Source organism: Streptomyces sp. NBC_01689, from assembly GCF_036250675.1.
Taxonomy (GTDB): Bacteria; Actinomycetota; Actinomycetes; order Streptomycetales; family Streptomycetaceae; genus Streptomyces.
Map to the genome: position 1 here is coordinate 4,775,892 of NZ_CP109592.1, position 14,800 is coordinate 4,790,691.

The 14,800-nt window shown below is 67.9% G+C and carries 11 protein-coding genes and 1 tRNA gene; 9 read left to right on the top strand and 3 right to left on the bottom strand.

The genetic code is table 11. The features are described from left to right. Window positions 1-381: 381 nt before the first annotated feature. Window positions 382-2,649: a transglycosylase domain-containing protein gene (locus tag OG776_RS20240; protein WP_329322012.1), complete on the top strand. Its 2,268-nt coding sequence runs from the start codon at window positions 382-384 to the stop codon at window positions 2,647-2,649. Between the two features lie 408 nt (window positions 2,650-3,057). Here OG776_RS20240 and OG776_RS20245 read toward each other — a convergent pair whose 3' ends face one another. After that, window positions 3,058-3,522, bottom strand: a complete 465-nt coding sequence (locus OG776_RS20245) for a GatB/YqeY domain-containing protein (protein WP_148012365.1) — start codon at window positions 3,520-3,522, stop codon at window positions 3,058-3,060. Between the two features lie 156 nt (window positions 3,523-3,678). On the opposite strand from OG776_RS20245, the gene OG776_RS20250 reads away from it, so the two are divergent. The 3 genes from OG776_RS20250 (at window position 3,679) to OG776_RS20260 (ending at window position 5,693) form a co-directional block, all read left to right on the top strand. Then, a complete protein-coding gene (locus tag OG776_RS20250; RefSeq protein ID WP_329322014.1) occupies window positions 3,679-4,602 on the top strand; it encodes a metallophosphoesterase in 924 nt (307 codons plus the stop codon). Between the two features lie 188 nt (window positions 4,603-4,790). After that, window positions 4,791-5,591, top strand: a complete 801-nt coding sequence (locus tag OG776_RS20255; protein WP_329322017.1) for a Pr6Pr family membrane protein — start codon at window positions 4,791-4,793, stop codon at window positions 5,589-5,591. A gap of 28 nt (window positions 5,592-5,619) precedes the next feature. Beyond that, window positions 5,620-5,693: transfer RNA gene (locus tag OG776_RS20260), tRNA-Pro, on the top strand. Between the two features lie 451 nt (window positions 5,694-6,144). On the opposite strand, the gene OG776_RS20265 is transcribed toward OG776_RS20260, so the two are convergent. Then, complete coding sequence (locus tag OG776_RS20265; RefSeq protein ID WP_148012368.1) at window positions 6,145-8,322, bottom strand: FG-GAP repeat domain-containing protein; 2,178 nt, start codon at window positions 8,320-8,322, stop codon at window positions 6,145-6,147. Window positions 8,323-9,119: 797 nt separating this feature from the next. Further along, window positions 9,120-10,357, bottom strand: a protein-coding gene (locus tag OG776_RS20270) for an IS3 family transposase (protein ID WP_443077368.1) whose coding sequence is annotated in 2 segments (ribosomal slippage) — window positions 9,120-10,027 and window positions 10,027-10,357 — 1,239 coding nt in all. Because the reading frame shifts where the segments join, the coding sequence is not laid out codon by codon here. Between the two features lie 155 nt (window positions 10,358-10,512). Here OG776_RS20270 and OG776_RS20275 point away from each other — a divergent pair. From OG776_RS20275 to OG776_RS20295, 5 genes are all read left to right on the top strand, one after another. Then, window positions 10,513-10,662 carry a hypothetical protein gene (locus tag OG776_RS20275; RefSeq protein WP_261994571.1) on the top strand — a complete coding sequence of 50 codons (150 nt, stop codon included), beginning with the start codon at window positions 10,513-10,515 and terminating at the stop codon, window positions 10,660-10,662. A 31-nt stretch (window positions 10,663-10,693) separates the two neighbouring features. After that, window positions 10,694-11,587, top strand: a complete 894-nt coding sequence (locus OG776_RS20280) for a phosphorothioated DNA-binding restriction endonuclease (RefSeq protein WP_148009617.1) — start codon at window positions 10,694-10,696, stop codon at window positions 11,585-11,587. 550 nt (window positions 11,588-12,137) lie between these two features. Next, window positions 12,138-12,308 (top strand): hypothetical protein, encoded by a 171-nt coding sequence (locus OG776_RS20285; protein ID WP_261994570.1) that lies wholly within the window; start codon window positions 12,138-12,140, stop codon window positions 12,306-12,308. A 2-nt stretch (window positions 12,309-12,310) separates the two neighbouring features. Beyond that, entirely contained in the window at window positions 12,311-14,101 is a 1,791-nt protein-coding gene (locus tag OG776_RS20290) for an alpha/beta hydrolase (protein WP_329322020.1), read from the top strand. Next, a complete protein-coding gene (locus OG776_RS20295) occupies window positions 14,098-14,727 on the top strand; it encodes a hypothetical protein (RefSeq protein WP_261994569.1) in 630 nt (209 codons plus the stop codon). The genes OG776_RS20290 and OG776_RS20295 overlap by 4 nt, the downstream gene beginning before the upstream one ends. Window positions 14,728-14,800 lie beyond the last annotated feature (73 nt).

Consider the following 14,800-nt stretch of genomic DNA (forward strand, 5'->3'; position numbering starts at 1 on the left):
GGCTCCCCCACGGCGGCAGCGGCATATTCACCGCCGCCAGTTGAGGACGTTACGGAAGGTGGGCACAGCGCAACACCCCCTTCGGGCCCAATCTTGAATGGCCCGAACGGACTATGCGTAAGCGGCAGATCACCCGGGGGAGTGACCCGAGGACATGCGCGACCATCCCGACAAAGCGGGACAGTTCAGTTGAGTCACAACGGACGCCTGGTGACGCATGAGGCTGATTCGGACACGACCTCCCCAAAAAACTGGGGAACCTCCGGAACGATTCGGGTTCGCCGGACGTATTGATACGTAGCCGCACTGCTGTGACAGTTGAGAGCAGCTTAGGCCAAGGCATATACGCGTGTCCGGCGAATGAGAACGTAGGCTGCCCCCATGCCAAAGAAGCTCTCGGGTGGTGGTCTGTCGCCCACGCAGCAGGCCGCCAAGTTCCTCGGTGTCAGCGTGCTCGCCGGAGCAGTCATGGCCGGAATCGCGTTGCCCGCCGCGGGCGCGCTGGGCCTCGCGGCCAAGGGTTCCGTCCAGGGTTTCGACGAGATTCCCGACAACTTGAAGAGTCCCGCGCTGAGTCAGCGCACGACCATCCTGGACAGCCAGGGCGGTCCGATCGCGACGGTCTACTCGCGCGACCGCACGGTGGTCGACCTCAAGAGCATCTCGCCGTACATGCAGAAGGCGATCGTCGCGATCGAGGACTCGCGCTTCTACCAGCACGGAGCGGTCGACCTGAAGGGCATCCTGCGCGCCCTGAACCAGAACGCGCAGAACGGCGGAGTGGCCCAGGGCGCCTCCACCCTCACCCAGCAGCTGGTGAAGAACTACTTCGTGGAGGAGGCCGGCGACGACCCGACGAAGGTCGCCCAGGCCACCCAGCAGACCCTCGGCCGCAAGATCCGTGAGCTCAAGTACGCGATCCAGCTCGAGGAGAAGCTCGGCAAGAAGAAGATCCTCGAGAACTACCTGAACATCACGTTCTTCGGCGAGCAGGCCTACGGCGTCGAGGCCGCCGCCCAGCGCTACTTCTCCAAGCCCGCGAAGGACCTGAACCTCCAGCAGTCGGCGCTGCTCGCGGGCATCGTCCAGTCGCCGAGCCGGTACGACCCGGTCAACGACGAGGCCGAGGCCATCAAGCGCCGCAACACCGTCCTGCAGCGCATGGCCGAGGTGCACGACATCTCCCCGCAGGAGGCCGAGGAGGCAAAGAACGCGAAGCTGGGCCTGAAGGTCAGCCAGCCGAAGAACGGCTGCATCACGGCGGTCAAGGGCGCGAGCTTCTTCTGCCGGTACGTGGAGAACGTGTTCCTCACCGACCCGGTCTTCGGCAAGACCAAGGAGGACCGGGCCAAGCTCTGGAACCAGGGCGGCCTGACCATCCGTACGACGCTCGACCCGCAGTCCCAGAAGTCCGTGCAGGACTCGATCAAGTCCCACGTCAACAAGTCGGACTCGGTCGCCACGGCGGCCACGCTGGTCGAGCCGGGGACCGGCAAGATCGTCGGCATGGGCCAGTCGAGGCCGTACGGCTACGGGAAGAACGAGACGGAGTACAACTACTCGGTCGACCGCGACATGGGCGGTTCGAACTTCGGCTTCCCGACCGGTTCGACCTTCAAGCCGTTCGTGGCCGCGGCCGCGCTGGAGCAGGGCCTGCCGCCGACGCAGGAGTACTCCGCGCCGTACAAGATGTCCTACCCCAGCCCCGTGCAGACGTGCGGCAAGCCCTGGACCAACCAGCAGAACGAGACCCTCTCGAACGAGAGCGAGTCGGAGGACGGCCCGTACCCGCTGAAGACGGCGATGGCCAAGTCGGTCAACACCTACTTCGTGCAGATGATCTCGGACATCGGCATCTGCCCGGTGGTGAAGCTGACCGACAAACTGCACGTCGTGCAGGGCAACGGCGACAAGCTGCCCGAGGTCCCCGCCATCACCCTCGGCTCCAAGGGCATCGCCCCGCTGACCATGGCGAGCGCGTACGCCACCTTCGCCTCCCGGGGCATGTACTGCACGCCGATCGCCATCGAGTCGATCACCCAGCAGGTGGACAGCAAGCAGAAGTCGCTGGAGGTCCCGAAGTCGACCTGCACGCGGGCCATGTCCGAGAAGACGGCGGACACCGTCAACACGCTGCTGAGCGGTGTGATCGACTCCGGTACGGGTCAGCAGGCCGGTCTGACGGACCGGGACAACGCCGGTAAGACGGGTACGACGGACGAGCGCCGCAACGCCTGGTTCGTCGGGTACACCCCGAACCTCGCGGGCGCGGTCTGGGTCGGCAGCCCCAAGCAGAACGTCAAGATGACGAACATCAACATCGGCGGCGTCTACCACTCGCTCGTCTACGGCGGCGAGGTACCGGGCCCGATCTGGAAGGACGCCATGACGGGCGCCCTCGTGGGCAAGGACTCCCCCTCCTTCAACATGATCGACATTCCCGACCCGGTGCGGGACCACGACGACGACGGTGGTCCGGACGACGGCGGCCCGGACGACGGCGGCCCGGGCGGCGGCGACGACCGCGGCAACACCATCAGCGGGAACAACGGCAGCAACGGGAACGGCGGCGGGAAGCCGAACCCCACCTTCTCGCTCCCCGAGGGCTTCATCCAGGGACAGAACGGCACCGGCGGGCGCCGGCACTGACAGCACCCGGCCGGGGCGCTCGTCCCCCGCCCCCGCCGGCTCTCGGGAGGCCGACGGAGGGCCGGGGGCCGGCCGGCATCGGGCACGCGCCGGGACCGGTCGCACCGAGGAACGAGAAAAGAGGGACGCCACCGCGGTGGCGTCCCTCTTGCCGTAGGTCCTTCTTGGCGTGGGTCCTTCTTGGCGTGGTCCTTCTTGGCGTGGGTCCTTCTTGGCGCACGGCCCTCGTGGCGTAGGTCCTTTGGTGTAGGCCGCCGTGCTCTCGCCGTACGTCGTGGCGGGAGGCCGTGAGTCTTGGCCATGGGTCGTGGGCCTTGGCCGTGCGCTGTGGCCGTGTGCTGTGTGCCGTGTGCTGTGTGCCGTGTGCCGTGGCCGTGGCCGTGGCCGTGGCCGTGGCCGTTCGGAGCCTCAGCCCGCGAGCAGCTTCTTGACGACGGCGGCGACCCGCCCGCCCTCGGCCAGACCCGCGACCTTCGGGTTGACGATCTTCATGACCTGGCCCATGGCACGCGGTCCCTCGGCGCCCGCCGCCCTGGCCTCCTCGACGGCCTGTCCGACGATCTGCTGGAGTTCCTCGTCGGAGAGCTGCTTGGGCAGGTACGTGGCGAGGAGCTCGCCCTCGGCCTTCTCCCGCTCGGCCGACTCCGGGCGACCGCCCTGCGCGAAGGCGTCCGCGGCCTCACGGCGCTTCTTCGCCTCACGGGCGATCACCTTCTGCACCTCGTCGTCGGAGAGCTCGCGCTTCGTCGTGCCCGAGACCTCCTCCTTGGTGATCGCGGTGAGGGTCAGCCGGAGCGTGGCGGAGCGGAGCTCGTCGCGCTCCTTGATGGCGGCGTTGAGGTCTTCCTGCAGCTTCGACTTGAGCGTGGTCATGCCCACGATTGTCGCAGGTGTGGCACGGCGGGCGCCTGCTGATTTCGACGGCGGTTCCGGTGGCCGTGACGGCCGCCGCCGTCTGCGCCGCCCGGCGACGCCGGGGTTGTCCACAGCCCGGAACGCGAAGCCGCCCGGGTCTGACACGATGGACGTATGCGCGCACGATACGGAGTACCCCTGGGAATCACGGCGGTGGGCGCCGCCGGACTGCTGTACTCGGCAGGGTTCGAGGCCCGCTCGTTCCGCCTCCGGCGGGTGACGGTCCCGGTCCTGCCGCCGGGCATGCGGCCCCTGCGTCTCCTCCAGGTCTCCGACATCCACATGGTGAGCGGGCAGCGCAAGAAGCAGCAGTGGCTGCGATCCCTTGCGGGCCTGCGCCCCGACTTCGTCATCAACACCGGGGACAACCTCTCCGACCCGGAAGGCGTCCCCGAAGTCCTGGACGCCCTGGGCCCGTTGATGGAGTTCCCCGGCGCGTACGTCTTCGGTTCGAACGACTACTACGGCCCCACACTCCGCAACCCCGCCCGGTACCTGTTCGAAAAGGCGCAGGGCCGTCACGGTCTGAACGGCAACAAGCCGGCGGTCAACGTGGTCCACAACCCGTGGGAGGACCTGCGGGACGGCTTCGACGCGGCGGGCTGGCTGAACCTGACGAATACCCGGGGGACGCTGAAGATAGAAGGCTCCGAGATCGAGCTGACCGGTCTCGACGACCCGCACATCAAGCGGGACCGCTACGCGCGCGTGGCGGGCGGACCCTCCGAGTCGGCCGACTTCTCGCTCGGCGTGGTCCACGCGCCGTACCTGCGCGCCCTCGACGCGTTCACGGCGGACGGCTACCCCCTGCTCCTGGCCGGCCACACCCACGGCGGCCAGATCTGCCTCCCCTTCTACGGCGCCTTCGTCACCAACTGCGACCTGGACACCGACCGCGTGAAGGGCCTGTCCAAGCACACGGCGGAAGGGCAGACGTCGTACCTGCACGTCTCGGCGGGCTGCGGCACGAGCCGCTACACACCGGTCCGCTTCGCGTGCCCGCCGGAGGCGTCGCTCCTGACGCTGGTGAGCCGCTAGCAGCCCGATCAGGGGTGGGCCCGCACGGCCGGTCACGACCCGTGATGCGCATACGGCGCACGCCTGCGCCTGTGTCTGTACCCATGCCTGCACCGGTACCGGCGGTGCAGGTCCGGAGCATCACGGGGCCGTAACCCGACCGGATGCCCCAAATAGCCCGATTCGCCCACTCCGCTTAGCGTGGGCCCATGATCGCCCCGATCCCCAAGGACATACCCGACCTCCCCCCGATCCCGGGTATCGCCGCTCTGGCCCCGTACAACGTCCCGTCGGCGGCGGTGGTCGCCCCGGTGCACCGCCCGCTCGCGGCGGCCTTCCGCCTCCTGGTCGCGCTCGCCGCGGCGGCGGGCATCGCCATCGACCTGTACCTGGGCAGCCCCGGACACGTACTGAGCTACTTCGCCACCCAGAGCAACCTGCTGGTGGCGGTCGTCCTCACCGCCTCGGCCCGACGAGCCTGGTTCGCCCGCCGCCCCCTGCCCGCGACCCTCACGGGCGGCACGCTCGTGTACATCCTGATCACGGGTCTGGTCTACCACCTGCATCTGGCGGGCCGCCCCGGCGGCTTCTCGATGACCGGCGAGACCGCCTCGCTCCACGGCTGGCAGGCGATCGCGAACCTGCTCCTGTACACCGTGACCCCCGTGGCCGTGGCGATCGACTGGCTCCTGCTGACCCGCCCGGCCCACCTGGCGATGCGCCACGCGGCGACCTGGCTGCTCTACCCCCTCGTCTACCTGGCCTTCTCCCTCGCCCGCGGCGCGATGCTCGCGCCCGGCACGACGGAGCGCTACCTCTACCCCTTCGTGGACGCCGACCGGCACGGATACGTCGGCATCCTGGGAAACACGGCGATCCTGGGCGTCGCCTTCTACGCCCTCTCCCTCTTCGTCGTCGCCGTGGATCACCTCCGCCCCGACCCGCTGCGCCACGGCGGCCGACGCCCAGAAAACCGGATTTCGTCTCCGGCCACCGGTGGGCTAAAGTAAACGACGTCGCCGCGAGAGCAGCGACGATCGGGGTGTAGCGCAGCTTGGCAGCGCGCTTCGTTCGGGACGAAGAGGTCGTGGGTTCAAATCCCGCCACCCCGACAGTTGAATAGCAGTTCAGAGGGGCCTTACCGAATCGGTGAGGCCCCTCTGGCGTTGCTGTGTGCATAACTACTGCGTGACTGTCGATTCCGGAGTGCCGTGAGTGGTGCCTGCGACCCGCCTCGGTCTGGGCCCAAGATGCCGTCCATGATCACGGCGGCGGTCTGATCACGGGCCGGATCTGCTTTCGGAGGATCTCGTCGATCTCAGCCGTACCGGATCCCCTCCGGTGGGACGCCGCGGTCGGAGACCAGGGACACGAGCGCCGCCCACGGAAGTGGACGGCGCCCTGCCCGGCCGGGCGTCACGGTGCGGCCGCGGCTGCCTGACCCGGCCGGTCCGCTGACCTTCCGGGGCGAGATGGTCCGGGCGGACGCGCCGGAACCGGAACCAGACGCGAAGCCGGACCCCGGGATCCCCGTGGTGCCGAGTGGCCCCCGGACCCGCGCCGTCAGGAGATGCGGATGGCCGACCAGTTCGTGGCCTTGCCGGCCTGCGACCGGTTGTCGAAGCCGCCGTGGCCGTTGCCCCGGTTCAGCCAGGCCCGGCCGTCCTTGTCCAGCGAGATCAGGTCGGCCCGGCCGTCCCCGGACAGATCGAGCCCGCCGACCACGTCCTTGTAGGAGGTGCCCCAGTCCTTGAAGACCAGCGACCGGGACGTGAACGTGCCGGCGCCGGTCCCCCTGAACCGCCACAGCTCGTTCGACGCGTCGATGGCCAGCAGGTCGTTCTTGCCGTCGCCGTCGAGGTCCCCGGCAGCGATCAGCCTCTTGTACCCGCCGAAACCGGACCCGGCGAGCGAGCGGGCCTTGAAGCCGCCCGCGCCGTTGTTCGCGTACAGGTACAGCTTCCCGGTCGAGGCGGACCGGGTCAGCAGGTCGGCCCGCCCGTCGCCCGTCACGTCGCCCGGCGAGACGACCGCGTCGTACCCGCTCCAGTCCGAGGAGACCTTGACGTGGAACGACAGCTGGTCGGGCAGCCCGCCGCAGATCGTCGGGTAGACGCGGGCCTCACCGTTCGGGTAGCGGACGAACACGTCGTCGCAGCGGTCGCCGTCGAGGTCGCCGAAGGGCAGCACGAGCGTGCCCGTCGGCCAGCTGCTCGTGCGCTGCCCCGCGGACAGCTTCGTCGCGTCGCCCGCGTACACCTTCAGCGCGGTGCCGCTACGGCCGAACAGGTCGGCCTTGCCGTCGTCCGTGTAGTCACGCCACTTGGGCAACGCGCGGCTGGTGGTGGTGGCCTGGTAGACGCCGTCCAGGGCGAAGCTGTTCGTCTCGCTCAGCTTGTACTCGTCCCACAGCACGACGGGCCGGCCGAGTTCGTCGGCGGCCACCTGGGGCACCCCGGCGAACTGGGCACTCGTCGCGCTCAGTCGCCGCGGGGCGGACCAGGTGCCGCCCTTGAAGACGGCGGCCATCGTGTACTCCTCGCCCGAGTAGCCCTCCCGCCACGTCACCGTGACCGTGCCGCCCGAGGTGGCGGCCGCGTCGACCGCGCGTACCTTCTTGTGCGTGGAGAAGGGCTGCGTGTACTGCTGCCAGGCGCCGGTGGCCGCCGAGCGCACCGCGTACCAGGGGCCGGTCGAGTAGCCCGGCCCGCCGGCGACGAAGAGGTCGCCGTTGGGCAGGTGGACGGGCGTCGTCATCCCGTACGTGCTGCCGTAGTTGGCGGCGGACCGCGGGGTGCTCCACTGCGTGGCGCCGACGGGCCGGCGCGTGTGCATGAGGTGCGCGATGTCGTCGTAGAACACGTCGAAGCCGCCCTGTGGATCAGCGAACACCTTCGGGCGCGCCAGGTCCACGCCCGGGACCGGGAAGCCCTGCACCGCGGTCCAGGCGGACGCGCCGGGGGCCTTCTCCAGGGCGACGACGACCTTGCTCGCCTGCCACTGCCACACCAGCAGGGCGGTGCCGTCCTTGGCGACCGCCAGGTCCATGGTGGAAATGTCCCGACTGCCGGACGGCGGCTGCTCGTTGAGGTCGGCCGGAGCGGTCCACGCGGCCCGCGGGCCGCTCTTCTCGGCGGCCTTCACGACACCGGAGACCGACCACACGGCCACCAGTCGGCCGTCGGGGGCGGCCGCCAGGTGGTGGTAGCCCTTCTCGGGGACCGCGGCGATGTACTCGGGCTCGGAGAAGGCGGTCGCGCCGGGCGCGAGGGTGGCCACCTTCAGCCAGTAGTCGTTGTGGTCGTCGGCACGCTTGGCCCGCCAGACCAGGCGCACCGAGCCGTCGCCGAGCGAGACGAGCTCGGTGTTGTACCCGCCGGCGTCCGGCCAGGTCTGCGGGGCGAGCCAGCGGGTGCTGCCGGCGGGCCGGACCCGGGTGGTACGGGAGAGCCCGTCGCCGGTGAGGGAGACGAGGGCGCCGTTCCCGGCCGACTCCAAGGCGTTCACCCCGCCCGAGGAGGAGACGGGGTCGGGGCTCGGGGCGTGCAGGATGCGGGTGCCCCACGGGCCCGGCGCGTGCGTCTCGACGGTGGCCGGGGCGGTACCGCTGGCCGCGGTGGTGCCGGTGGCCGCGGGCGCGGCCGGGGCCGCGGCGGTGGTGGCGGCGGCCGGGGCCGCGGCAGCCAGGGCGAGGACTGGCGTGAGCGCGATGCCGAGCACCGCGCGGAACTGCGAAGTCATGGGAATGCCCCCCCGGGCAGGGCGTATCCGGTGGTACGGATTCGCCGAACTGTTCGATCAAGTCAGGCGCAGCGTATATCAGCCAAGATCGGCCCACGCGAGGGTTTTCCTCCTCCTGCGCAGAGGGATTCCGCCGGCGCGTCCAGCGGGGCAGCCGGCGGACCCGGGTGTCGTCCGCGAGGCGCACCGTGACGTAGTCCCGAGGTGGATCCCGAAGACCTTTGTGCCGACCCCTCACTGTTCGCCGACGTGCAGCCGAGACGAGGAGGCCGCTCTTGGCCACGGGGCGGCCGGTCATGAACCCGGGTGGACTCCTCTGGACGTAGTTCAACACCCCACCGCCACTGGGGAAAGCGTGTTGGGCGGCGCCCTGATGGCACACCAGCCAGCTCTGGACGCGGTGCCGAGCGACGGGTTCCAGGCAGGACCTGACTACCGAACCAGTGTCACCTGACGGTTGCGGTGCGCGAATACCAGCTGGACGGCATCGTGGTGACCTGCCGTCAGGCATGCCCACACTGCCCCTTGCAGCACTCCTCACCGGACGACACTCCCCCACGTACGAGACTCACTGGCTGCTCGATGAGTTCACCGCTCGGGACTTCGTGGCGTTCCACCTGGAACCCGATGTCTGGCGCCCTGCGTGCCGGGGAGCCTCGGGGGCGAGGGAGTGGGTAATGACCACATACGTTTCAATCCGCCGCCGGATTGGCCTGTGCCACCCGCGGGATGGATGCCGCCGCCGGACCGGCGGCCCGACGGGCCTTCCCCCGTGAAGGTGGGCACGCGGTTATTGATCACGCGGCGAGCGTGAGCTTAGCGGTGTGGTGTCGGTGTTCGTATTCGTTGGGGCTGAGGTGGCCGTTGGCGGAGTGCCGGCGGCGGGTGTTGTAGCGGGTCAGCCAGGCGAAGACGGTCCGGCGGCAGGTGGCGGCGTCACCATAGTCGTGGGCGCCCTGGAGGGTCTCGCGTTTCAGGGAGGCGTGGAAGCTTTCGCAGGCCGCGTTGTCGGCGCTGGTGCCGACCGCGCCCATCGAGCGGGTGACCCCGAGCTGGTCGCAGAGGCCGGCGAAGGCCCGGGATCCGTATTGGGCCCCGTGGTCGGAATGGAACACGGCGCCGTCGAGGCGGCCGCGGGTCGAGGCTGCCATCCGTAGCGCGTCGGCGACCAGGCCGGTGCGCATGTGGTCGGCGATGGACCAGCCGACGACCTTGCGGCTGAAGCAGTCCAGTACGGTCGCGAGATAGAGGAACTCCCCGCCGGCGAGCGGGAGATACGTGATGTCGCCCATGTACTTCCGTCCCGGATCGGCGGCGGTGAAGTCCCGCTGGAAGAGGTCCGCAACCGGTGAGGCTGCCGGGTCCGGGACAGTGGTGCGCACGCGTCTGCGCAGGCGGATGCCGGTGATCGAGAACGTCCGCATGATCTGGGCGACCCGCTTTTCGTTGACCCGCCGTCCTTTCTCGCGGAGCTCGGCGGTCACTCGCGGGGAGCCGTAGGCGCCGCCGGACTCGCCGTGGATCTCGCGGATCTCCTCGGCCAGGATCCGGTCCTTGTGCTGCCGGGCGGCCCGGGCCTCGGCGCCGGCGAGCCACTTGTAGTAGCTGGACCGGTTCACGTCCAGGACGTGGCAGAGCCGCTTCACCTCGTAGGTGTCCCGGTGGTCGTCGACGAACTGGAAGCGGCTGATCACCAGTTCGTCTCTCCGGCGAAATACTTGGCCGCCTTGCGGAGGATGTCCCGCTCGGTCGCGAGCTTCCGCTCACTCGCCTCGAGCTCGGCCACCCGGGCCTCCAACTGCCGGATCCGCTCGTCCGGAGCGTCGGAGGGCACCGCCGCCCCCGGTTGGACGGCCGGCTTTGCAGCCGTGGCGGTGACACCGCGGCGTTCGCGGTCCCGCAGCACCCACTCGCGCAGGGTGGCCCGGTTGATGCCCAGGTCGGCGGCGATGCTCTTGTAGGTGGCCCCGGGTGTGGACTCGTACAGGGCCACGGCATCGGCCTTGAACTCGTCTGAGTAGTCCTTCATCGCCATCGGCGGTGTTCTCGCTTCCTCCGGATCAAGCAGATCCAGTATCAGCGTGTCCACCACTCAGGGGGAGGCCCCGACCCCAGTGGCCCTCGTTCGCGTCACGGCGGGTCAACCAGGTCAACAGCCGGAAGGAGTTCTTCCACGCCACCCTGGCGGAGGTGCGCGACGCGCTGCAACGGTTCGTCGGTCAGCATCTGATCGAGTTCACCGAGGAACCCCCGGCGCTGGAATGGCGGGCCGGCAGGCGCATGGGCGAAGCCGGTGCGCCCGCCGCAGACGCAGGAGGAGTTACCGCCCGGACAGCATGAGGCGCGGCAGGGCATCACTACGATCACCGCTATGGACTGGCTGGAGCGGGCCGCGAAGCTGAGGCAGTGGAGTCGGGACGGGGTGCGGGCGCCGCACAAGCCGTTGCTGCTGCTGTACGCGCTGGGCCGCTTTCAGGCGGACGCCGCGGACGAGCTGCTGTACAGCGCGGTGGAATCGGATCTGAGGCAACTGCTGGTGGAGTACGGTCCGGCGCGCGCGACCACGCCCGCCTATCCCTTCCACCACCTGGTGAGCGACGGGGTATGGGAAGTGCGGACCGGCCGCGGCGCCGGCAGCCCGGGCACCGGAGTGCGGGAACTACGGGCCGGCGGGGCCACCGGGCGGCTGGCCCAGGACCTCCGGGCCGCGCTTGAGTGCGAACCGTCGCTGCTGGGGCGCATGGCAAGGGTGCTGCTGGATCTGCACTTCCCGCCGTCACTGCACCAGGACCTGTGCGACGCGGTGGGCCTGGAACTGGAGCTGGCTGAGACCGGCGCTCTGGCAGCGCCCGGGAGGCGACAGCGGGACCGCCGGATGCGCGAGATGGTGCTGACCGCGTACGAGTACCAGTGCGCCTTCTGCGGCTACGACGGCGTGATCGGCTCGGCGCCTGTCGGCCTGGAGGCTGCACACGTGCGCTGGTGGGCGTTCGACGGCCCGGACGACGTCGACAACGGCCTGTGCCTGTGCTCGCTGCACCACAAGCTCTTCGACAAGGGAGTCCTCGGCATAGGCGACGGCCATCGCATCCTGGTCTCGCAGCAATTCATCGGCCGCAGCCAGGCTGCCCGCGAGCATGTCACGGCACTCGCGGGCCGTCCGCTCATAGGTCCGCAACCCGGCATCTCGCCCGTCGCGGCAGCCCACCGCTCCTGGCACACCAGCCAGGTCTTCCACGGCAGCCCCCGCCCGGCTGCCGCCTGACGCCCGCGAGTTGTTCTGTAGCACGGCAAGTTCGTGAAGTGTCAGCGGAGTTCACACCGCCGGCGTATGCACCTCCGACCACGCCGGACAGCGTCTCTCCTCCAGATCCACGGCTTGGTCCAACTGAGTACCCGTACTCAGTTGCACTGGTGGCCGACACGGATGAGGCAGGTGACGCGTTATCGCTACTGTGCTTCTCGATCACGAGAGCGCTGCGGCCGCATTGTCCCAACCGCTCGGCGGCATCCGACAAGGCATGAGGGGGCCACGCATGGCGTGGGAGGAGTGGGAGCAGCTCAAAGCGGTAGCGGCCGAGCGGCACACAACACAGATGCAGCTCAATCAGCTTCCTGCTGACCCTGGTGGACCCACTGGCGGCACGGACGGGGGCCGCGGCGCGGGAATCCTCAAACACTCGCACGGGCCGTGGACACGAGCCGCGGGCACCGCCGACGATTTGCGGACGAGCACTGGCAGGTCGAAGACGGAGTTGAGTTCCGCCCATGCCGGTGTAGGCGACGGATCAGTGGGACTCGCGAGCATGGGCGTCTTGAAGTCCGTGCTCGCCTCGTGGGAGAGGCGTCTGGGCGCCGTTCGAGATGAGTGCGATGCGCTGGGCCCCAAGTTGTGCCGGGTGGCTCGGGACATGGGTGAAGTGGACGTCAAGGTGGGCGCCAAGGCCGACTCGGTGAAGGTGGCCGGCAAGGTGAAGGGCGAGTAACCATGGTGTCGACACTGACCTGGCAGCAACTCAGGGATCTCAAACTGTCCGAGCTCTCTGACGCAGCCGATGGCTGGGGCGCGACGTCCCGGCATGCCGACTCCGCGCGTGAACAGGTCGACGGCCGGATGGGTGGCCCGCTCGCCAAGACCCAAGAGAGTGAGTCGGCGAACGCCGCGGTGAAGCGACTCAAGCGGCTGAGCGACAACTACTACTACATCCAGGCCGAGTGCGGGCTCATTCGCGGCAGCGTCGACGGTCTGGCAACGGAATTAGCCACCCAGCGCAATAAACTCCTGGAGGCTCTGGACGACGCTGCGGCCCTCGGTTACACCGTCAACGAGAACGGCAGTATCGGATATCCCGCCGGTGGGCAGAGCGAGCTGACGGACAAGGAAGTTCCCGGCGGAACGGCCTACGGCCAGAACGGACGGTTCGATTCGAGCAACCCGAGTCCTTCTTCCGGCAAGGTAGGGCTTTACCAACCCGGCACCGGGGCAGACGGAGCCACGTTCGAGAGTCCGAATCCGCATTACGCGAGGGCCATGGACATCGCCGACCGCGTGGCTTACGCCGTGCTCCGCGCTCAAGAGATCGACGTCCGCTATTCCGGAGCACTGGAGAGACTGAAAGCCACGCCTGGATTGGATTTGGATACCAAGACTTGGGCCGACCTGGCTTCCGATATTGATATTGTTGGCGCATCCGCGATGCCCTACCTCGAGGACCAAATTCCGCTCGACGAGTCTCCTGCGGACCGCAAGGCCTGGTGGGAGCACCTCACGCCGGACCAACGCCAAGAATATCTTTCCGCTTTCCCTGGCCTCATCGGAAACCTTGACGGAATTCCGGCCGAAGTTCGCGATCACGCGAACCGTGAGAACCTGAAGGCCCTCATCGCAAAGCTCGAGGTCCAGGATGACGACCTCTCAAAATCTCAACTCGATGGCCTGAAGGGAATTCAGGAAAAACTCGACGAAGGTGGCAGTCCACCGATGTTCTTGCTGGGCGTCGGAGACGAGGGGAACGGGCGGGCGATCGTCAGTTACGGAAATCCTGATACCTCAAAAAACGTCTCCGCTTATGTTCCCGGGCTTGGCACCAAGCTTGACGGTGACTTCGCGGGTGACACGGTCCGCCGGGCACTGCAGACGCAGAAGGGAGCCTATAAGTACGACCACTCCACTGCTTCCATCGTCTGGTTGGGCTACGACGCTCCCAACTTCGCCGAGGTAGCATCCACAGGCAACGCAAGTAAGGGTGCTCCCGCTTACCTCAGCTTCATGGAGGGCGTAGAAGCCACCAACGAGAACAAGAATCCACACATCACGGCCATCGGGCATTCATACGGCTCCCTCTTGGTGGGAACCGCAGCCCGCGAGCACGGCGGAATCCCAGGCGTCGACGACATCGTCCTTCTGGGAAGCCCCGGAACGGGTGCACAGACCGCAGGCGAACTCAACGTCGGTAAAGGGCATGTCTTTGCGGCATCGGCCGGGAATGATCCGGTTTCCTGGCTTCCGGCCAAAAGTAGCCTTCTTGGCCCTGACCCTGCCATCGTCAATTCGCTGGACGATGAGCGCTGGTTCGGCAGAGACCCCACCAGTAAGGAGTTCGGCGCCACACGGATGGAATCAGGGGACGGGCCGCTGCCGCTCCTGCTCTCAGGTGAAGGGATGACACCGGCCCACTCGGGATATTTTGATCCCGACAGAAATCCCTCAGCGGCCAATAATATCGCCAAGATTGTCGCCGGAAGATCCGATCACATCAAGACGGAAGAACCTCGATGAAGAAGCATTCTGTCCGAACGATCGGCATCACGCTCACCATTCTCTCCCTCGCCGGCTGCAGCGCGGGCAACGGAGATTCAGGAAAAGCAAAAGGGAGTTCGAAAGTGGATATGCAGGGAGTGGCGAACGAGGCCGACAAACTGATTCAACGGACTCTCTCGGCAGTGAAACCCTCCATCGAGTGGACTCACGACACCTCAGATCACGGCAGTTGCGACGGCGCATCCAGTGGGTACGGGGATGTCACTCGCCGCGCAGTCGTGATGACGAAGGTTTCGGAGGCGAGGAGGGGGGCTCTCATCGGCGTGATTGAGCGCTACTGGAAGCGGGACGGCCATGAAATCACCGATGTCAACCCGGACAGGGAATTCCCTGAGGTGTACGCGGAGACCAGTGACGGACTACTGAAGATGAGCTTGATCGTCGGCGGGGAGGGACAGTTCTTTCTTGACGTCCAGACCGCTTGCGTCAAGAAATCAGACGTTGCCGCACCATCAACGCAAGTAAATGGCCACAGCTACTACGGCAAAGCGATCCCCCGCCCCAACGTGAACGACGCCTTCTGGTCTTCCACCGGTCCGATCGCACCCTCGACAGCAACACCCTCGGCGCCGCCGAGCTCGTGAGGGCCGCTGACAGAACTGCGGTTCAGCGACACGGACTTCGACGGAACCCTGTCGGCCGGAGCTCAGGCGGACG

Coding starts and splice junctions, on each gene's coding strand:
- OG776_RS20290 (WP_329322020.1), top strand. CDS start 12,311: ATGGTGTCGACACTGACCTGGCAGCAACTCAGGGATCTCAAACTGTCC.
- OG776_RS20265 (WP_148012368.1), bottom strand. CDS start 8,322: ATGACTTCGCAGTTCCGCGCGGTGCTCGGCATCGCGCTCACGCCAGTC.
- OG776_RS20255 (WP_329322017.1), top strand. CDS start 4,791: ATGATCGCCCCGATCCCCAAGGACATACCCGACCTCCCCCCGATCCCG.
- OG776_RS20295 (WP_261994569.1), top strand. CDS start 14,098: ATGAAGAAGCATTCTGTCCGAACGATCGGCATCACGCTCACCATTCTC.
- OG776_RS20240 (WP_329322012.1), top strand. CDS start 382: ATGCCAAAGAAGCTCTCGGGTGGTGGTCTGTCGCCCACGCAGCAGGCC.
- OG776_RS20280 (WP_148009617.1), top strand. CDS start 10,694: ATGGACTGGCTGGAGCGGGCCGCGAAGCTGAGGCAGTGGAGTCGGGAC.
- OG776_RS20245 (WP_148012365.1), bottom strand. CDS start 3,522: ATGACCACGCTCAAGTCGAAGCTGCAGGAAGACCTCAACGCCGCCATC.
- OG776_RS20250 (WP_329322014.1), top strand. CDS start 3,679: ATGCGCGCACGATACGGAGTACCCCTGGGAATCACGGCGGTGGGCGCC.